We start from the raw sequence: 16,713 nt of genomic DNA, 5'->3' as shown, positions 1-16,713 counted from the left end.
TAGCCTGACCTGACAACCTGCACCTAGGGACAGTAAAGGAGAAAAATCAAGTTAATTTGGTCTTGAAATCGGGGAAATTAGGCTAGGATGACAATCAGAGCCCGCCCGAAAAACTGCCCTGGCACCCCCGACAAAGATTTGATTGATTAATCCCTATGAGTACTATTTTAGTTGTTGAGGATGAAAGTATTATCCGGGAGTTGATTGGGGAAACTCTGAGTTTGGAAAACTACAGGATTCTAGAAGCGGAAAATGGGGTTATGGCCATGGGGCTGCTCAACTCTCTGGAGGTGATGCCCGACTTAATCATCTGTGATGTGATGATGCCGGAAATGGACGGCCACGGCTTGATTACAGCCCTACAACAGAACCCTAAAACAGCGGCCATTCCCTTCATTTTTCTGACGGCCCTGGGGACTATGCAAGATTTTCGCAAGGGGATGAATTCCGGAGCAGATGATTATTTAATCAAGCCTTTTAAACAAGAAGATTTGCTGAATGCAGTTAATAGCCGCTTGCAAAAACAAGCCAAGTTATCAGCCTTTTATCAGAGAAATCTGCCCCTTTCGTCCAGCGATAGGCGCCGCCGCTCCAGTAGCACAGGCACACCGACCTTAACCCCCGATGAGGCAGAAATTTGGCGAGATTTGGAAGTGGGTTTAAACACCGGACAAGTTTGTCTTTTTTACCAACCGAAAGTAGCCATTCATAACCATTGTCTGATCGGCTGTGAAGCGCTCATCCGTTGGCATCATCCCCGTAAAGGCTTTGTTTCCCCAGGAATTTTCATCCCGATCGCCGAAAAAACAGGCTTTATCAGCGTGGTGGGGGAATGGGTGATTGAAACGGCTTTGCGTCAATGTCAGCAATGGCACTGCCTAGGGCTGGATCCGGTGCAAGTGGCGATCAATATTTCTGCCCAACAATTTCATGGAGAAGATCTGATTTCTATTTTGCGGCTCGGCACCCAAAAATATGATGTTAGTCCCCAACAATTGGAAGTGGAATTAACCGAAACCCTCTTGGTGAAAAATGTCCAGGATTCCATTGACCAGTTGAATGGGCTCCGGGCTGGGGGCTTCAGCGTGGCGATCGACGACTTTGGTACTGGTTATTCTTCCCTGAGTTATTTGCAGCAGTTCCCCTTTGACGTTCTGAAAATAGATCAAAGCTTTATTCGTCACATTGATCAAAACGCCAAAAACAAAACTATCACCGCCTCGATCATCAACCTGGCCCACGAACTGGAGTTGCGGGTCATTGCCGAAGGGGTGGAAACCTGGGCAGAATACGATACCATTGCGGACATGAGGTGTGACGAGTTGCAAGGCTATCTTTTTAGTCGTCCTCTGCCAGTGGCGGATTTTACCGAGTTGTTAAGCCGGGGCACGGACAGTCCTATTTTGCCTCTACGCCGCTGATAGTCCAGTCAAGATGCGAAAAATTAATCAAATCAATAATGGTATTACACCAACAACGTTTCTCCCTCGACCATGGAGCTTTTTGTCAAACCTTAATCCAAACTGAAAATTTACTCATTGTCCAAGACCTGGATGGGGTTTGCATGGAGTTAGTGCAAGACCCCCTTGGCCGTCGCATTGATGCTGATTATGTCCGGGCCACCACTCTCTTTGCGGAGCATTTTTATGTGTTGACCAATGGGGAGCATGTGGGGAAAAGAGGAGTACAGGGCATTGTGGAACGGGCCTTTGGGGATGTACCTTTTGTGCAACAGGAGGGTTTATATTTGCCTGGTTTGGCGGCCGGGGGAGTGCAGTGGCAGGATCGTCATGGCAAGGTGAGTCATCCCGGAGTGGGGCAAACGGAGTTGGAGTTTTTAGCGGCAGTGCCCCAGAGAATTACCAATTGCTTACAGACTTTTTTTGGCGATCGCCACCATTCCTTGTCCCCGGAGCAGTTGCAAATGGGCATCGATGCTTCGGTTTTAGATAATGTGGCTTCCCCCACAGCGAATTTAAATACCTTGGCTAATTTGTTACAGGACACTCCGCAAATTTACCGGGATTTACAGGAAACCATGGCTCAATTGTTGGACCAACTAATGGCAGATGCGGGGGGTCAGGGTTTGGGTAACAGTTTTTTCGTCCACTATGCCCCTAATTTGGGCCGGGATGAACAGGGTAAGGAAATTATTCGTTGGGCCAAGGCTGGAGATTCCGGCACCACCGACTTTCAGTTTATGTTGCGGGGGGGAGTGAAAGAAGCGGGGGTTTTGGCCTTGTTGAACCGTTACTACCACAGTCGGACGGGGCAATATCCTTTGGGGGAAAGTTTTAGTGCTCGCCAAGCCCCCCCATCCCACCAGGATTTGTTGCATTTGGTGAAAACGAAATTTGATCTGGACTTGATGCCCCTAATCATTGGGGTCGGGGATACGATCACTAGCCAGGTGGATGAAGCTACCGGGGAAATTCGACGCGGCGGGAGCGATCGCCAATTTTTGCAATTGATCCAAGACTTGGGAGATTTGGGAAATCAGGGTAACTTAGTGGTGTATGTGGACAGTTCCCAAGGGGAGGTAAAAAACCGTCAACCCCTACAACTAGAAACCGTGGCAGGGCAAACCCAAGTGGTGGCAGGCCCTGGGGATATGCGGGATCGGGAAGATCCATTGCAGATCAATGTGGCTTTTCCTGGTGGCCATGACCAATATGTAGCGGCATTTAAACAGGCGGCCCAGCGCCGACGAGCCCATTTTTCCCAGTAGTTAAAGTGGTTGAGCCGTCCTCTGTGGTCGCCCCGGGTTCCCCATTGCCGGGGAGTTATGGAAGGGATTGCACCAGTTAGTTTTCACCGTTTGATTTTTTTGTTGTATCGTAATTTTTGCCTATGGCTAGTGTCAGTTTTGAACAGGTAACTAAACAGTTTGATGATTATGTCGCCGTTAATAATTTGAATTTGGAGATTGCAGACGGGGAATTTTTAGTGTTTGTGGGGCCGTCCGGTTGTGGCAAAACCACTTCTCTACGACTTTTGGCCGGGCTGGAAACCGTTAGTCAAGGACAAATCTGCATTGGCGATCGCCGGGTGAATGAACTATCCCCCAAAGATCGGGACATTGCCATGGTGTTCCAGTCCTATGCCCTCTATCCCCACATGAGCGTCTATGACAATATGGCCTTTAGCCTCGATTTACAGGGCAAGTCCAAAGACGAAATTAAGCAACGGGTGTATGGTGCCGCTGAACAATTGGGTATTGAAAAACTACTACACCGTAAACCGAAAGAATTGTCTGGGGGACAACGGCAACGGGTGGCAGTGGGTAGGGCCATTGTGCGTAAACCCTCCGTATTTTTGATGGACGAGCCCCTTTCCAATTTGGATGCCATGCTCCGGGTGCAGGCCCGCAAAGAAATCAGCAAACTCCATAGCGATCTGACCACCACCTTCATTTACGTTACCCACGATCAGGTGGAAGCCATGACCATGGGCGATCGGATTGCCGTGATGAAGGATGGCATTCTACAACAGGTGGATAGCCCCGCTAATTTATATAATCAGCCCGCTAACCTATTTGTGGCTGGTTTCATTGGCAGTCCCGCCATGAACTTCTTTCAGGTAGAAAGATCAAGTCAAGCAGGGGAAGAAAAACTTAATTTAGATGGTGTGGCCCTACCATCACCAGAAACCGTAGCTAAAAACGGCGATCGTGCCGTTACCCTCGGTATTCGCCCTGAAAATATTTATCATCCCCAGTACTTACCGCTAGAAATTGAGCCACTGGAATTACCCGCTACCATTAACCTAGTGGAAATGATGGGTAATGAATTGATTGTTTATGCCCAAACCGCCGCCGGCACAGAATTTGTGGCCCGCATTGACCCCAGGGTAAATATTAAACAAAAAGACTCAGTTAAGTTTGTGGTTGATGCTCACCGCTTTTACTACTTTGATCGGGAAATGGAAACGGCGATTACTTAGAACTTGTTGGCGAAGCTTTAGTTTTCCCCTAAATTACCTGGGGCTGGAGGATTTGTATCCAATCTATCCCCAAGCGTGGGTAGTCAGGAGAGCTTTTCAAGCACTTTCTCAAAGGGTTAGTCACTTTTCTAAATCTTCCCAGTTGTTACCCAATGAGCGATCAAGTTAACGGTTGAGCTGTCGATACAATCTTTGCCACTGTTGCCGTAAACCGAAGGGATTAGGGCTGGTTTCCGTTTCCAGATTCCATAAACTTTCATAGAAAAAGAAAGAAGTGCCAGCAAAACCTTGATCATCAACCCATTGGGCTTGCTGTTGAATTCTTTGGGGAGGAATGGGACGATTTTTTAAGCCGCTTAGGATGCCCACTACTACGGGGATTTCCATTTTAGTTTGTTGTACTAAAGATTGTTGTAATTCCCCGGTAAAAGAGGCTTGTTTTTCTCGGTAAATCTGTAGAACCAACTCATCCACCACTCCGGCTTGATGCCAAGTTTGCCAATCTAATAGAAAGCAATTTTTGGAAAAGGTTTGGGGATTGGGGGAAATGGAAATGATCAAATCCGGTTTTACTGCTTTTAAAATGGGCACTAAACTCTGCACGTAGCGACTAATTTTAGCCGATCGCCAATCGGTCCATTGCTGCCAAACAGGGTCGGAGCTAACGCAGTTTTGATTTAGGTTTAACTCAGGGGCCGGGGGCGGTTCATTGCCTGTCTCTTGGCGGTATAACTCAACAGTGATGGGGTCATAACCAAAATTGTAGGGATAACCAAAATGATCGTCCAATTGAATGCCATCGACATTGTACCGACGGACTAAATCCACCAATAAAGCAGTAATTAGCTGTTGTACTTCGGGATGGAGAGGATTTAACCACACCCGAGGAATAACGCCCCCTTCGAGCCAAATAGTTTCCCCCTGAGCATTGGCGGTCAACCAATGGGGATGGTTTTTGATCCACTCACTGTCCGCCGGGGCCATAAAGCCAAATTCAAACCAAGGAATAACCCGCAAAGATTTTTCCTTGCCTAGGTTAATTACCTCCGCCAACATGTCCCGATCGCCTAGTTTGGGATCTTGGTTTTGCCCTAACCATTGTTGGGCCACGGCACTAGGATAGAGGGTATGGCCATCGTTCCACACCGTTGGGTACAGGGTATTGAAATTAGTGCTTTTCAAGTCGGCGATCGCCGTTTTTAATTGGGCTGAATCGTAAAGCACATTACTATCGACATTGGTCAACCAAACCCCCCGAACTTTAGTGGGGGAAGCCAGGGAATTTTCCCACAGCAAAACTGTGCCAACCATGAGGCTAACTGTCAGTAAGAATAATCCTAAACCCCGCAAGAATTTTCGAGAACAAAACTTAAACATTACATAATTTAAGTTTAAATCGGTCGATAAACTCGATAGTTGATGTTAGGAAAAATATTGTCCATAACTTCTACCTTTTCTAGCCAACCCGCATCCACCTTGCCAGCCCGAATATCATCAAACAATTTATCAAAGCGCAACAGATGGGAACGGGTACGGCGTACCGCATAGGGCACCATGGTTCCCGTCCGCATGATAAACGCCCAGTCGGAGGATTGGGCCAGCAACAATTCCCGCGCCGCTTGGTTTAAAGCCCGTTCTTCCAGCTCATCCACCGCCTCTCGATAACTCAAGTCGATCATACGCTCAGCAGCTTTATGTAGGTGGGGATAAATCCAAGCATTGGTTTCATTAAGCCAATATTCATGGAAACCTTTATAACCCCAACTGGATTGGGAAGGACGACAAACCTGTTGGTTGGGATTCCCCCGCAGATAGTCCGCCAAATGGGTCATCTCAAACGTGTCTTGATCAAACCAGGATTTGCGGAATAGATAGTCAATAAACCATGGCCCTTCGTACCACCAATGCCCAAACAGTTCGGCATCGTAGGGGGACACGACCAGGGGAGGACGTCCCATAATGCCCGCTAGGTGACCCACTTGTTGCTGGCGGTTGTACATAAAGTTAGCAGCGTGTTCAGCGGACTTTTCCTTGGCCCAGTAGGGATCGTACCAAGCCTTTTCCGACAGTCCCCCATCCCGACTGGTGATTTTGTGATATTTGATACCAATATTTTTCCGCTGACCGTTGGGCATGATGTAGGGCTTGATGTACTCATATTCAGCTTCCCAACCCAAATCTTTATAAAATTCTCGATAAACTGGATCCCCTGGATAACCTACCTGGGAAGACCACACCTGTTGGGAAGATTCATGGTCCCGGCCAAAGGCGGCCACCCCAGTTTCAGTAAAGATGGGGGCATAGGTGCCAAACCGGGGTCGGGGACGGGCGTATAAAATGCCATGGCCATCTACCAGAAAATACCGCAGACCCGCATCGGCCAGCATTCTTTCCACCCCTTCGTAATAGGCACACTCCGGCAGCCAAATGCCCTTTGGCGATCGCCCAAAGTTTTCTTCATAATGTTCGCAAGCTACCTTAATTTGGGACCACACCGCTTGGGGATACATTTTCATCAAAGGAAAGTATCCATGGGTGGCACCACAAGTAATAATTTCCAGATTATTGCTGTCTTGAAACTGCTTAAAAGCTGTGACTAAATCGCCGTCGTAGCGCTCCCAGGTTTCCCGGATGGTGGCAAATTCCTGGGCGTAGAAATTAGCTAAATACTGTAGATGGCCGTTATGTTCATTACGAACAATTTCTTTTTCTAATAATTCCTGCAACAAGGATAAATGGGCTTCATAACGCCTTTGCAACAGGGGATCCCGGAGCATAGAAACCAACGGCGGCGTCATGCTCATGGTAATTTTAAAATCTACCCCATCCCGCTTCAAACCTTCAAATACATGGATAAGGGGAATATAGGTCTCTGTGATGGCTTCGTATAACCATTCCTCCTCCAAAACATAATCGCTTTCTGGGTGCCGAACGAAGGGAAGATGGGCGTGGAGGACAAGGGCAACATAGCCAAGAGCCATAGGAGTTACGCACCTGATGCGGGATAGTACAAAGTTAGTGGCTAACTTGTAGCCAATCTTATCAAAATATGGCCCGGGAAAACTTTGCCTCAGATGGCGGGGATCGGGGGGGGATCATTTAGCCAAGCTCGATATAATACACCCCATAGCCCATTGCTTCCCCTACCATGCTCATTCCCCTTACTAAAGAAACCTTTGACCAAGTGGTACCTGTTATTGCTACTGGTGCCCAGTATTCCTATGCCTGGGGTAAGGTCTATAACCTTTTAGCCAGATTACTGATCTCCCTCTTAATTGTGGTTTCTATTTGGATTGTGGGCTTAATTTTTGGGCACGGAGCCCAGGGAGTGGAATTGGTCTGTTTCATTATCGGCGGCATGTATTGGCTTTGGTGTCCAGTTTATGTGGCCAGTGTGAGGAATAATCAATACCGTCGTTTTCCCTATGTGGGTTTTTGGCGGGGGGAAGTGCTGGACATTTTCATCACCGAAGAATTAATTAGTCAGACCCAGCAGGCGGATCAGTTTGGGCAGTTGGTGCTGGTGGAAAATATTGAGCGGCGCATTAACCTGGAGGTCGGCGATCGCCAGGGATTTTCGGCGGTGGTACAGGCTCCCGTACAGAAAACGTACAAAGCGATTCGGCCGGGCATGGTGGCGGAAATGTTGTTGTTCTCTAAAAATGCTGAGTTGGAGAGGGTTGGCAAATTAAGTGACCTCTATTTACCCCAGTTAGACCTCTGGGTGGGGGACTATCCAGTGGTTCGTCGGGATATTTTTCGCGACATTAGCAATCAGTTCGGCTCTTCATCTCCCCGTCGTCGTCGGTCTCCATCCCTGGGTGCTTCTGGCCAATTTCGTTAAGTTTGGTTACGCAATTGGGCTAGTTTCCGGCTGTTGAGCAAAAATTCACATTTATTTATCTTTCATTGTTCTTTTCTGGTCAATGGACTGTTTCTACGATTGAAACTCCGGTGCTGACCACGGGGATCGGACAGGATTTACTTAGTTCACTGGCTCTCTATTTTCGTCTGCTAATTGCTGTATGGCTTTGCTAACAAGCTTTTAAAATCTAATTCTTTTTAGTACAAACCTCATTTTTATCTTGGCCCCATCTTTGGCGATCGCCATGGGTAACTATACTCAGGCAAATTATTTTATTTTTGTCTCGCTTTACTAAAATCAAAAACACAAAATCTTTTTTTGAGAGTTTTAATAGCTTGAATAAGTTTTAAAGGCAATGAAAAGGAATTTAAAACTTCAAAATACTATTTAAGCCACATTAATACCCCAGGCTATTTCCCCAAGACCCCAAACCTCGCTAATAATGCGATCAGCCCAGCGGTGAAAAAATAACCCTGAGCATTCCCCCAGAGCACTTTTTTAGGAGCAACTCCCTTGACACTGACACTTGCGGTATATGGCAAAGGCGGCATTGGTAAATCCACCACCAGTTGCAACATCTCCACGGCATTGGCAAAACGAGGCAAAAAAGTTCTCCAAATTGGTTGTGATCCCAAACATGACAGCACCTTTACCCTGACCGGTTTTCTCATTCCCACCATCATCGACACCCTACAGGAAAAAGATTTCCACTACGAAGACATCTGGCCCGAGGATGTGATTTATAAGGGTTATGCCGGAGTGGATTGTGTTGAAGCCGGTGGCCCCCCCGCTGGGGCTGGTTGTGGTGGTTATGTGGTCGGGGAAACAGTGAAACTGCTGAAGGAACTGAACGCCTTTGATGAGTACGACGTTATTTTGTTTGACGTGCTGGGGGATGTGGTTTGCGGTGGTTTCGCCGCCCCCTTGAACTATGCCGATTATTGTTTGATTGTTACGGACAACGGTTTCGATGCCCTATTTGCTGCTAACCGCATCGCTGCTTCTGTGCGAGAAAAAGCTCGTACCCATAGCCTCCGTCTGGCCGGTCTAATTGGCAATCGCACTTCTAAACGGGACTTGATTGATAAATACATTGAAGCCGTACCCATGCCGGTATTGGAAATTTTGCCCCTGATTGAAGACATTCGAGTTTCTCGGGTGAAAGGCAAAACCTTGTTTGAAATGGCGGAATCTGACCCTTCCCTAGAATATGTTTGTGATTATTATCTGAACATTGCCGATCAAATTTTGTCCCAACCGGAAGGAGTTGTACCCAAGGATGCTCAGGATCGGGATTTATTCAGTCTTCTATCTGACTTCTACCTCAATCCTGCCCAGCCCGCCAACCAAGCCAAAGAATTGGACTTGATGATGGTTTAAGTCTAGCTTCCTAAATCCGATCCGTCGATTGATAACTAAGCCCCCTAAATCCCCCAAAATTGGGGGACTTGGTAACCCTAAATTTTCAAAGAGTTGCCGAAAGTATTTTAGACAATCTTGATTCATTTCTGATGAAAGATTCCCATAGGATTCCTGGAACAACTAAAGAGATTGAGCAAGCAGCTCGTACTTTGAGAAAGGGGGCAACACAGGCTGAGAAAATTTTGTGGCATTCATTACGAAATCGCCAAATTTTAGGCTTTAAGTTTCGTCGCCAGCATCCTATTGGTAATTTCATTGTTGACTTTTATTGCCCGCAACTCAAATTAGTAATAGAAGTTGATGGAAGCATTCATGATAACCAACAGGAATATGATCAATATCGATCTGAAAAACTCAAAGAATTTGGTCATTATGTTTTGCGATTTACCAGCAATCAAGTCATTGATGATTTAGCAAGCGTTTTAGAAAAAATCACTCAGACAACACAAACTCTGTTCCCCCCAGTATTGGGGGGTTAGGGGGGTAAAACAAAATCCAAACTATCCCAGGAGAACCTAATTATGACCGTTGCCCAACAAGCCCCTTCCGCTTTGAATTTTGACTGTGAAACCGGCAATTACCACACCTTTTGTCCCATCAGTTGCGTGTCTTGGCTCTATCAAAAAATTGAAGATAGCTTTTTCCTTGTCATCGGTACTAAAACCTGTGGATATTTTCTACAAAATGCCATGGGGGTAATGATTTTTGCCGAACCCCGTTATGCCATGGCAGAGTTGGAAGAAGGGGATATTTCTGCCCAGTTAAAAGATTATGAAGAACTGAAACGGCTTTGTTTGCAAATTAAGCGGGATCGTAACCCCAGTGTGATTGTCTGGATTGGCACCTGCACCACCGAAATTATCAAAATGGATCTCGAAGGTTTGGCTCCCCAATTAGAAGCAGAAATTGGTATTCCCATCGTTACGGCCCGGGCCAATGGCTTGGATTATGCTTTTACCCAAGGGGAAGATACGGTGCTGGCTTCCATGGCCCACAAATGTCCCACCTCTGCTCAAGTGCAAGGGGAAGACAAGGAAGAACGCAATGCCATTCAAAAGTTGTTAACCTTTGGTCGCAAAGCTGATGCGGAAAAAGTTGAGTCGGAATATGTGGATCATCAGCCGTTAGTTTTGTTTGGTTCCCTGCCCGATCCGGTGGTGACTAATTTAACGTTAGAGTTAAAAAAACAGGGAGTTAAAGTATCTGGTTGGTTACCCGCCAAACGTTATACGGAATTACCTGTAATTGACGAAGGTTACTATGTGGCCGGGGTTAATCCTTTCCTCAGTCGTACCGCCACCACATTGATGCGTCGGCGTAAATGTAAATTAATTGGTGCTCCATTTCCCATTGGTCCCGATGGCACCAGGGCCTGGATTGAAAAAATTTGCTCTGTGTTGGGCATTGAACCCCAAGGACTGGAGGAACGGGAAGCCCAAATTTGGGAAAGTTTGGAGGATTACATTAAGTTAATTCGGGGTAAATCGGTATTTTTTATGGGGGACAATCTGCTGGAAGTTTCCCTGGCCCGTTTCCTGATTCGTTGTGGCATGACCTGCCCTGAAATTGGCATTCCCTATATGGATAAACGTTATCAAGCGGCGGAATTAGCTCTACTGGAAAAAACCTGTGCTGACATGGGGGTTCCCTTGCCAAACATTGTGGAAAAACCTGATAACTACAATCAAATTCAACGGATTAAAGCCCTGCAACCAGATTTAGTGATCACCGGCATGGCCCATGCTAATCCTTTGGAAGCCCAGGGAATCAATACTAAATGGTCGGTGGAATTTACCTTTGCCCAAATCCATGGCTTTACCAATGCTCGGGATATTTTGGAATTAGCTACCCGTCCCCTACGGCGTAACTCCCAACTAGGGGAATTGGGCTGGGATAAGTTGATTGCCAAAGATGTACCTGCTCAGGTTTAGATTCCGATCGCCTTTAGGCTGAACTATTTTACAAATAAATATACCCATTGTCTCGGCAGGTCGAACGGCGATCGCCAGGGGCAATGGGTTTGTTTTTTCAAGGATTGTAGCTATTGCTCAAAAAGCTGATTAGTCTTGTTTTTTAGTTCCTATATCAACGCCGCGATATTTAATTACTTTTCCCTTTACCTCATTATTTTGGGGAGTACATGTTTCAGAAGATTCATAGTCGATGCCCCGGTAACATTTGCTAATTTTCTCAGTTTTTTCGATGGGAGCTGCTGATTTTGAAGATTCGTAGCTAATGCCACGATAATGAAGCTCTGTCTCTTTACTGTCAATAGTTTGAGTATTTGCAAGAGTATTTTTATTCTCAAAGCTTTGCCATAAAGGGCCAACGACTATAGCCGTTAGTATTAGCAAAACAACTTTGACTTCCCAGGGCGCTAAGAGTAAACTTGCCAGTAGGTTGGCAACGGCAAAAATCACTGCTAGATGGGCAATATCATGGCGGGAGCCCCAGGCTTTATATCCAACCATTAAGCCAATAGTTAGTGGCAGTAAAAAAGTAAATTCCATAGCTTTGCTTGATCACTTTTGCTATCTTTGATATCTTCGGCACAGTTTCCGGTCCATTTTCCCTTTATTCATTTACCGGCTGTGTATGTTGTAATACCTTCTAGCATAATCTCGCTAGTCCCCAATGAAAGCTGATTTAAGCAATTACTTTTGCCCTGGTTTAACTGGAAGAAGTTTTCTGTCGTCCTTGGCTGGCGCATTGGTCAATATTCCTTTGGCCCTGGCGATCTCCGTGGGTATGAATATGGCCCTAGGTCAGACCGGAGCAACCCAGGAAGTAGTGGTGCTGGAATCGGCTATGACACCGGAGGCCATTTTTGCCCGGGGGGTCAAGGCTGGGGAAGCGGGTAATTACGCTGAAGCAGTGGAGTTATTTTCGGCCGTGCTCAAGCTGAGTCCAGACTCGCCGGAAACTCACTATAACCGTGGTCTGGCTTGGGAGAGGCTCGGCAATGTGGACCAGGCGATCGCCGATTATGGCCGCAGTATTGCCCTGGACCGTTATTACATTCCCCCCTACATCAATCGGGGTAACCTCTATAGCCAACAGCAGGACCACCACACAGCTATCCAGGATTTTACCCAGGCCATCACCTACGATCCGAACCGTTATAAGGCCTACTACAACCGGGCCAATAGTTATTTCCAACTGGGACAATACGCCCAGGCGATCGCCGACTACAACCGGGTGCTGGTGCTCAGGCCGGACTACATCAACGCCATTTATAACCGGGGTTTGGCCCACTTCCAAGCCGGACAACTAGACAATTCCCGTCAAGATCTGCTGTTTTCTGCCCAGGCTTACCTCAACCGTGGCGATCGCCTTGGTTACCTCGAAGCTCTGGATCAAATGAGTGAGTTGGGGCTATGACTTTTGCCAGCGTAGGTCACAGGGCCACAACTTTCCCCTAGTATCCAGGGCAGAAATACCGGAGAGGGGAAGGGGATACCCCTATAATTATGGCTGTCAACTGTGTTTGGAGCATTACACACCGATGTTAAGTAAAGTCCCCGCCACCATTGAAGAAATCGCCGCCCGGGAAATTTTAGACTCCAGGGGTCGCCCCACCATCGAAGCGGAAGTCCGGCTGGAAAGTGGGGCCCACGGCATTGCCCAGGTGCCCAGTGGTGCTTCCACAGGCAGTTTTGAAGCCCATGAATTGCGGGACGGAGACCCCAAGCGCTATGACGGGAAAGGGGTGGAAAAAGCAGTACGGAACGTGACGGAAAAAATTGCCCCGGTGGTGGAAGGTCTGGATGCCTTCGATCAAATGGCGGTGGATCAGGCCATGATTGACCGGGATGGAACGGACAATAAAAAAGAATTGGGGGCCAATGCCATTTTGGGGGTTTCCTTAGCCACTGCTAAGGCCGCCGCCGCTGAACTAGCCATTCCCCTCTACCGCTACCTGGGCGGCCCCCTGGCTAACGTGCTGCCGGTGCCGATGATGAACGTGATTAACGGTGGGGCCCATGCCGACAATAACGTTGATTTTCAAGAATTTATGATCATGCCGGTGGGGGCAGAAACCTTCAAAGAAGCTCTACGTTGGGGAGCAGAAGTGTTCGCCGTGTTGGGCAAAGTGTTGAAGGAACGGAAACTACTCTCTGGCGGAGTAGGGGATGAAGGGGGCTATGCTCCTAACCTCAAATCTAACCAGGAAGCGTTGGATATTCTCATTGAGGCGATCGAACAAGCTGGTTACAAACCCGGCAGTCAAATTGCCTTGGCCATGGACATTGCCGCCAGTGAATTTTTCAAAAATGGCCAGTATGAATACGACGGTGGTTCCCATTCTCCCCAGGAATTCATCGACTACCAAGCTAAGCTAGTGAGCCAATATCCCATTGTCTCCATTGAAGATGGTTTACACGAAGACGATTGGGAAAGTTGGAAGAGTTTAACCGCTTCCCTGGGCACCAAAACCCAATTGGTGGGGGATGACTTGATGGTAACGAATCCTGTACGTCTGCAAAAATCCATTGATTTGGGAGTTGCCAACGCCATTTTGATCAAACTCAATCAGATTGGTACGTTGAGTGAAACCCTAGAAACCATTTCCCTCGCCACCCGCCATAGTTACCGTTCGGTTATTTCCCATCGTTCTGGGGAGACGGAAGACACGACGATCGCCGACTTAGCTGTGGCCACCAGGGTGGGGCAAATTAAAACCGGTTCCCTTTGTCGTTCTGAGCGGGTTGCTAAATATAACCGTTTACTCCGCATTGAAGATGAGCTTGGCGATCGGGCCGTTTATGCTCCTAAAATTGGCCTAGGCCCCAAACATTCTTAGGGAGTGTTTTAAAAGCCCCCCATTATGACCTGAGGTTTTTAGGGGCAAACTAAAATTTTGCAAACGGGTTCTTCGGATTAGATTGTTGCTTGTGATTGTCTAAACTTCCTCAGTTTTGCTATTCAAGATTAATTTTTCCCATGGTTACGCCGCCGGTGGACTATGGGAATGTTTTTTGTTTGACCCAGCCTAACCCAAAGAGGCAATGGCATTCACTTGCCCCGTAAGCTCAATAAAGTACAATTCCACTATCAAATCAGGATAGCGCTCCCGAATTTTTGCCCCAGCTTGCTTTAGATAACTGGCATGGAAATTTTCCTCCGCCTGGCGATCGCCAAAGGATAAAGGGTTAGCCTGAGCGTAGGCGCCACAATCTTGGTGATCAAAAATAATCACCCGACTGATGTTATGCAACTGTTTGGAAAGGGCCAGTTGATCCCAAAAGGTTTCTGCTTCGGCGGGGTGGGGAAAACCAGTCAGGGCCAGGGAAGCTCCCGCTAAAGCTACCCAATCATAGGCTTGGCTCAAACCCTGTTGCCCCAGAAAGGAATGCTGATATTCAAGGAAACGGAAATCAATACAACTGAGCACTAACGCTTTGGCTTGAGATGGATTCCCCGGGTCAGCGGCACTGTCCATGGAGGGTAAGCCAACCAACAAACCAGTAGCCACCAGGCCCCGCAGAAAATGGCGACGGGGGAGGGTATGGGTTGGTGGGCAACAGCCCCAGGGGTAACAATCAGGCAAATTAACTGGTTTAACCATAGCTACGGGCACTATAGGAGAGATGATTGGCGCTTGTGCTAGAATCAAACGTCAATAGATAACAGTATCAAGTCAGCCTAATTTTTATTCCCTGAATACGCCCTAAATTTTCTTAGCTGTGGCGTGGAGGGAATGGGAAGCGGGGGAACCAACCTAGGGGCTTATTCCTAAAAATATTAGGAAGGAAAAACTCTCATTTCTAGCCCGTCAGCTAACCCCGTAGGCATTGAGGGAGGACTAATAAATCATCATTGTTCACCGATGTTTTGACTTTATTGAGGAACTCAGCCAGGGACGCGACTGTTATTTCATCCTGTTCTAAATAAAGTTGAGATTGATGATGCAAGAGTTTTGTCATTAGTTTTTGTTCGTCTATTCCATTCAAGGTTGGGAGAATTTTTGCCCTTAACCTTGTTCTGGTTTTGATCCATCCTGCCATGGCGTGGCCATTCCTTTAATACCCTCATTCAAAGGGGTGATGATGATGTGCTTTTTGGCTCATTTTCTGTCTGCTTTGGTTATTTTCGACTGATTACGGCTTACTCTAATCGTCCGGAGGTTTTATGGCGGCCAATATACCTGCTTTGCTTTCCCTTGGGGTTTTTATCGGGGTTATTCTCCTGATTATGTCGGAGAAAATGCACCTAACCATCGCCGCCTTTTTGGGGGCGTTAATTCTAGTTTTCACCCATGTGATTACCCTCAAAGAGGGCATTGATTACATCAGTCAAAGTTATGCCACCCTAGCACTATTTTTTGGGGTGATGGTGTTGGTAAGATCCTTCGAGCCCACCAACATTTTTCAGTATTTAGCCACTCAAATGGTATTGCTAGCCAAAGGTAGTGGCAAACTCCTAGTGCTGGGGGTAATTGCCATCACAACTCCCATCTGTGCCGTGTTACCCAATGCCACCACAGTGATGCTTTTGGCCCCTCTGATTCCTCCCTTGGCCCAGGAAATTGGCGTGGATTTTGTCCCCCTATTGATCTTAATGGTCTTTGTGGCCAACAGTGCTGGACTGTTAACCCTGGTGGGAGATCCCGCTACTTTTATCGTTGGGGATGCCATTAATATCAGTTTTAATGAGTACCTATTCAAACTGAGTTTTATGGGGGTTTTGGCCATCATTAGTATTTTGGCGATCGCCCCGATACTATTTCGTAAAATTTGGCGCAGTCGGTTTACCCATTTAGAAGATCTTCCCCATCCCCAAATTAATCACCCCAAAATCTTGATGGCCGGGGGAATTATTATTGCCTTAGTGCTAATTTTTTTCGTTATTGGTGAAAATTTACCTGTTCCCATTCCCCCCGCTTCGGTAGCCCTAATGGGGGCCTGCCTGGCCTTACTTCTTGCCCACCAAAGCAAAATTGACACTGTACATAATATTTTACGGGACGTGGATTGGAGCACCCTCATCTTTTTCATGTCCATTTTTGTCATTATTGGCTCTTTGGAAAAAACCGGAGTAACTGCTTCCCTTGCCCAACTTTTGGCGGTGGTGGTGGGGCAAAATATTGCTTTTGGAGCGATCGTTTTAGTGTTTACGGTGGGATTGTTATCCAGTGTGGTGCCCAATATTCCCCTGGTGGTGGCCATGGTTCCCCTGCTCAAACAATATGTAGTTAATATTGGTTTTGCTGGCCCAGAAATATTGACCCCTGATTTTGCTGGACAATTGCCGGTGGAAGTATTGCCTTTGTTTTACGCCATGATGTTTGGCGCTACCCTGGGGGGCAATGGCACTTTAGTGGGGGCTTCCTCCAATATTGTGGCGGCAGGCATTTCCGAACAACATGGGCGACCGATTTCCTTTCACCGTTTTTTACACTATGGTTTGCCGGTGATGGCAGTGCAGTTGGTGGTGGCGGCTCTTTTTGTGGCTTGGTTGATGCTCACCCGATAGGGCGGATA

General features: G+C 47.1%; 14 protein-coding genes and 1 riboswitch. Of the genes, 10 read left to right on the top strand and 4 right to left on the bottom strand.

The genetic code is table 11. From position 1 onward, the window contains the following. The first annotated feature begins 155 nt into the window (after window positions 1–155). The 3 genes from IQ217_RS05460 to IQ217_RS05450 all read left to right on the top strand — a co-directional run bounded on the left by IQ217_RS05460 (window position 156) and on the right by IQ217_RS05450 (window position 3,942). Window positions 156–1,421 carry a two-component system response regulator gene (locus IQ217_RS05460; protein WP_194019195.1) on the top strand — a complete coding sequence of 422 codons (1,266 nt, stop codon included), beginning with the start codon at window positions 156–158 and terminating at the stop codon, window positions 1,419–1,421. A gap of 38 nt (window positions 1,422–1,459) precedes the next feature. After that, window positions 1,460–2,728 (top strand): glucosylglycerol 3-phosphatase, encoded by a 1,269-nt coding sequence (gene stpA, locus IQ217_RS05455; protein WP_194019194.1) that lies wholly within the window; start codon window positions 1,460–1,462, stop codon window positions 2,726–2,728. 122 nt (window positions 2,729–2,850) lie between these two features. After that, on the top strand, window positions 2,851–3,942 hold the full coding sequence (locus IQ217_RS05450; protein WP_194019193.1) for an ABC transporter ATP-binding protein: 1,092 nt from the start codon (window positions 2,851–2,853) through the stop codon (window positions 3,940–3,942). A gap of 165 nt (window positions 3,943–4,107) precedes the next feature. Here the strand turns inward: IQ217_RS05450 and IQ217_RS05445 are convergent, their stop codons facing one another. Both IQ217_RS05445 and IQ217_RS05440 read right to left on the bottom strand, forming a co-directional pair. Then, window positions 4,108–5,319 carry a family 10 glycosylhydrolase gene (locus IQ217_RS05445; RefSeq protein WP_194019192.1) on the bottom strand — a complete coding sequence of 404 codons (1,212 nt, stop codon included), beginning with the start codon at window positions 5,317–5,319 and terminating at the stop codon, window positions 4,108–4,110. A gap of 14 nt (window positions 5,320–5,333) precedes the next feature. Next, entirely contained in the window at window positions 5,334–6,923 is a 1,590-nt protein-coding gene (locus IQ217_RS05440) for a glycoside hydrolase family 57 protein (RefSeq protein ID WP_194019191.1), read from the bottom strand. 167 nt (window positions 6,924–7,090) lie between these two features. Here IQ217_RS05440 and IQ217_RS05435 point away from each other — a divergent pair, with 167 nt between their 5' ends. The 4 genes from IQ217_RS05435 to bchN all read left to right on the top strand — a co-directional run bounded on the left by IQ217_RS05435 (window position 7,091) and on the right by bchN (window position 11,160). Further along, window positions 7,091–7,786, top strand: coding sequence for a phosphate ABC transporter permease (locus IQ217_RS05435; RefSeq protein WP_194019190.1), 696 nt, complete (start codon window positions 7,091–7,093; stop codon window positions 7,784–7,786). Between the two features lie 540 nt (window positions 7,787–8,326). Continuing rightward, a complete protein-coding gene (gene bchL, locus IQ217_RS05430) occupies window positions 8,327–9,187 on the top strand; it encodes a ferredoxin:protochlorophyllide reductase (ATP-dependent) iron-sulfur ATP-binding protein (RefSeq protein WP_194019224.1) in 861 nt (286 codons plus the stop codon). A gap of 131 nt (window positions 9,188–9,318) precedes the next feature. Beyond that, window positions 9,319–9,708: an endonuclease domain-containing protein gene (locus IQ217_RS05425; RefSeq protein WP_194019189.1), complete on the top strand. Its 390-nt coding sequence runs from the start codon at window positions 9,319–9,321 to the stop codon at window positions 9,706–9,708. Between the two features lie 42 nt (window positions 9,709–9,750). Beyond that, a complete protein-coding gene (bchN, locus tag IQ217_RS05420; protein ID WP_190597923.1) occupies window positions 9,751–11,160 on the top strand; it encodes a ferredoxin:protochlorophyllide reductase (ATP-dependent) subunit N in 1,410 nt (469 codons plus the stop codon). A gap of 129 nt (window positions 11,161–11,289) precedes the next feature. Here bchN and IQ217_RS05415 read toward each other — a convergent pair whose 3' ends face one another. Then, a complete protein-coding gene (locus tag IQ217_RS05415) occupies window positions 11,290–11,739 on the bottom strand; it encodes a DUF4278 domain-containing protein (protein WP_190597924.1) in 450 nt (149 codons plus the stop codon). 124 nt (window positions 11,740–11,863) lie between these two features. Between IQ217_RS05415 and IQ217_RS05410 the strand changes: the two genes are divergently transcribed. After that, complete coding sequence (locus tag IQ217_RS05410) at window positions 11,864–12,610, top strand: tetratricopeptide repeat protein (RefSeq protein ID WP_194019188.1); 747 nt, start codon at window positions 11,864–11,866, stop codon at window positions 12,608–12,610. Window positions 12,611–12,734: 124 nt separating this feature from the next. Beyond that, window positions 12,735–14,033 carry a phosphopyruvate hydratase gene (gene eno / locus IQ217_RS05405; protein ID WP_190597926.1) on the top strand — a complete coding sequence of 433 codons (1,299 nt, stop codon included), beginning with the start codon at window positions 12,735–12,737 and terminating at the stop codon, window positions 14,031–14,033. A 189-nt stretch (window positions 14,034–14,222) separates the two neighbouring features. On the opposite strand, the gene IQ217_RS05400 is transcribed toward eno, so the two are convergent. Continuing rightward, window positions 14,223–14,798: a carbonic anhydrase gene (locus IQ217_RS05400; protein ID WP_194019187.1), complete on the bottom strand. Its 576-nt coding sequence runs from the start codon at window positions 14,796–14,798 to the stop codon at window positions 14,223–14,225. A 104-nt stretch (window positions 14,799–14,902) separates the two neighbouring features. Then, window positions 14,903–15,038: riboswitch (cyclic di-AMP (ydaO/yuaA leader) on the top strand. A gap of 323 nt (window positions 15,039–15,361) precedes the next feature. Between IQ217_RS05400 and IQ217_RS05395 the strand changes: the two genes are divergently transcribed. After that, on the top strand, window positions 15,362–16,705 hold the full coding sequence (locus IQ217_RS05395; RefSeq protein WP_194019186.1) for an ArsB/NhaD family transporter: 1,344 nt from the start codon (window positions 15,362–15,364) through the stop codon (window positions 16,703–16,705). Window positions 16,706–16,713 lie beyond the last annotated feature (8 nt).

The organism is Synechocystis salina LEGE 00031 (genome assembly GCF_015207985.1).
GTDB lineage: Bacteria > Cyanobacteriota > Cyanobacteriia > Cyanobacteriales > Microcystaceae > Synechocystis > Synechocystis salina.
The sequence above is the reverse complement of the archived record's forward strand: the minus strand, read 5'-3'. Positions and strand labels throughout refer to the sequence as shown.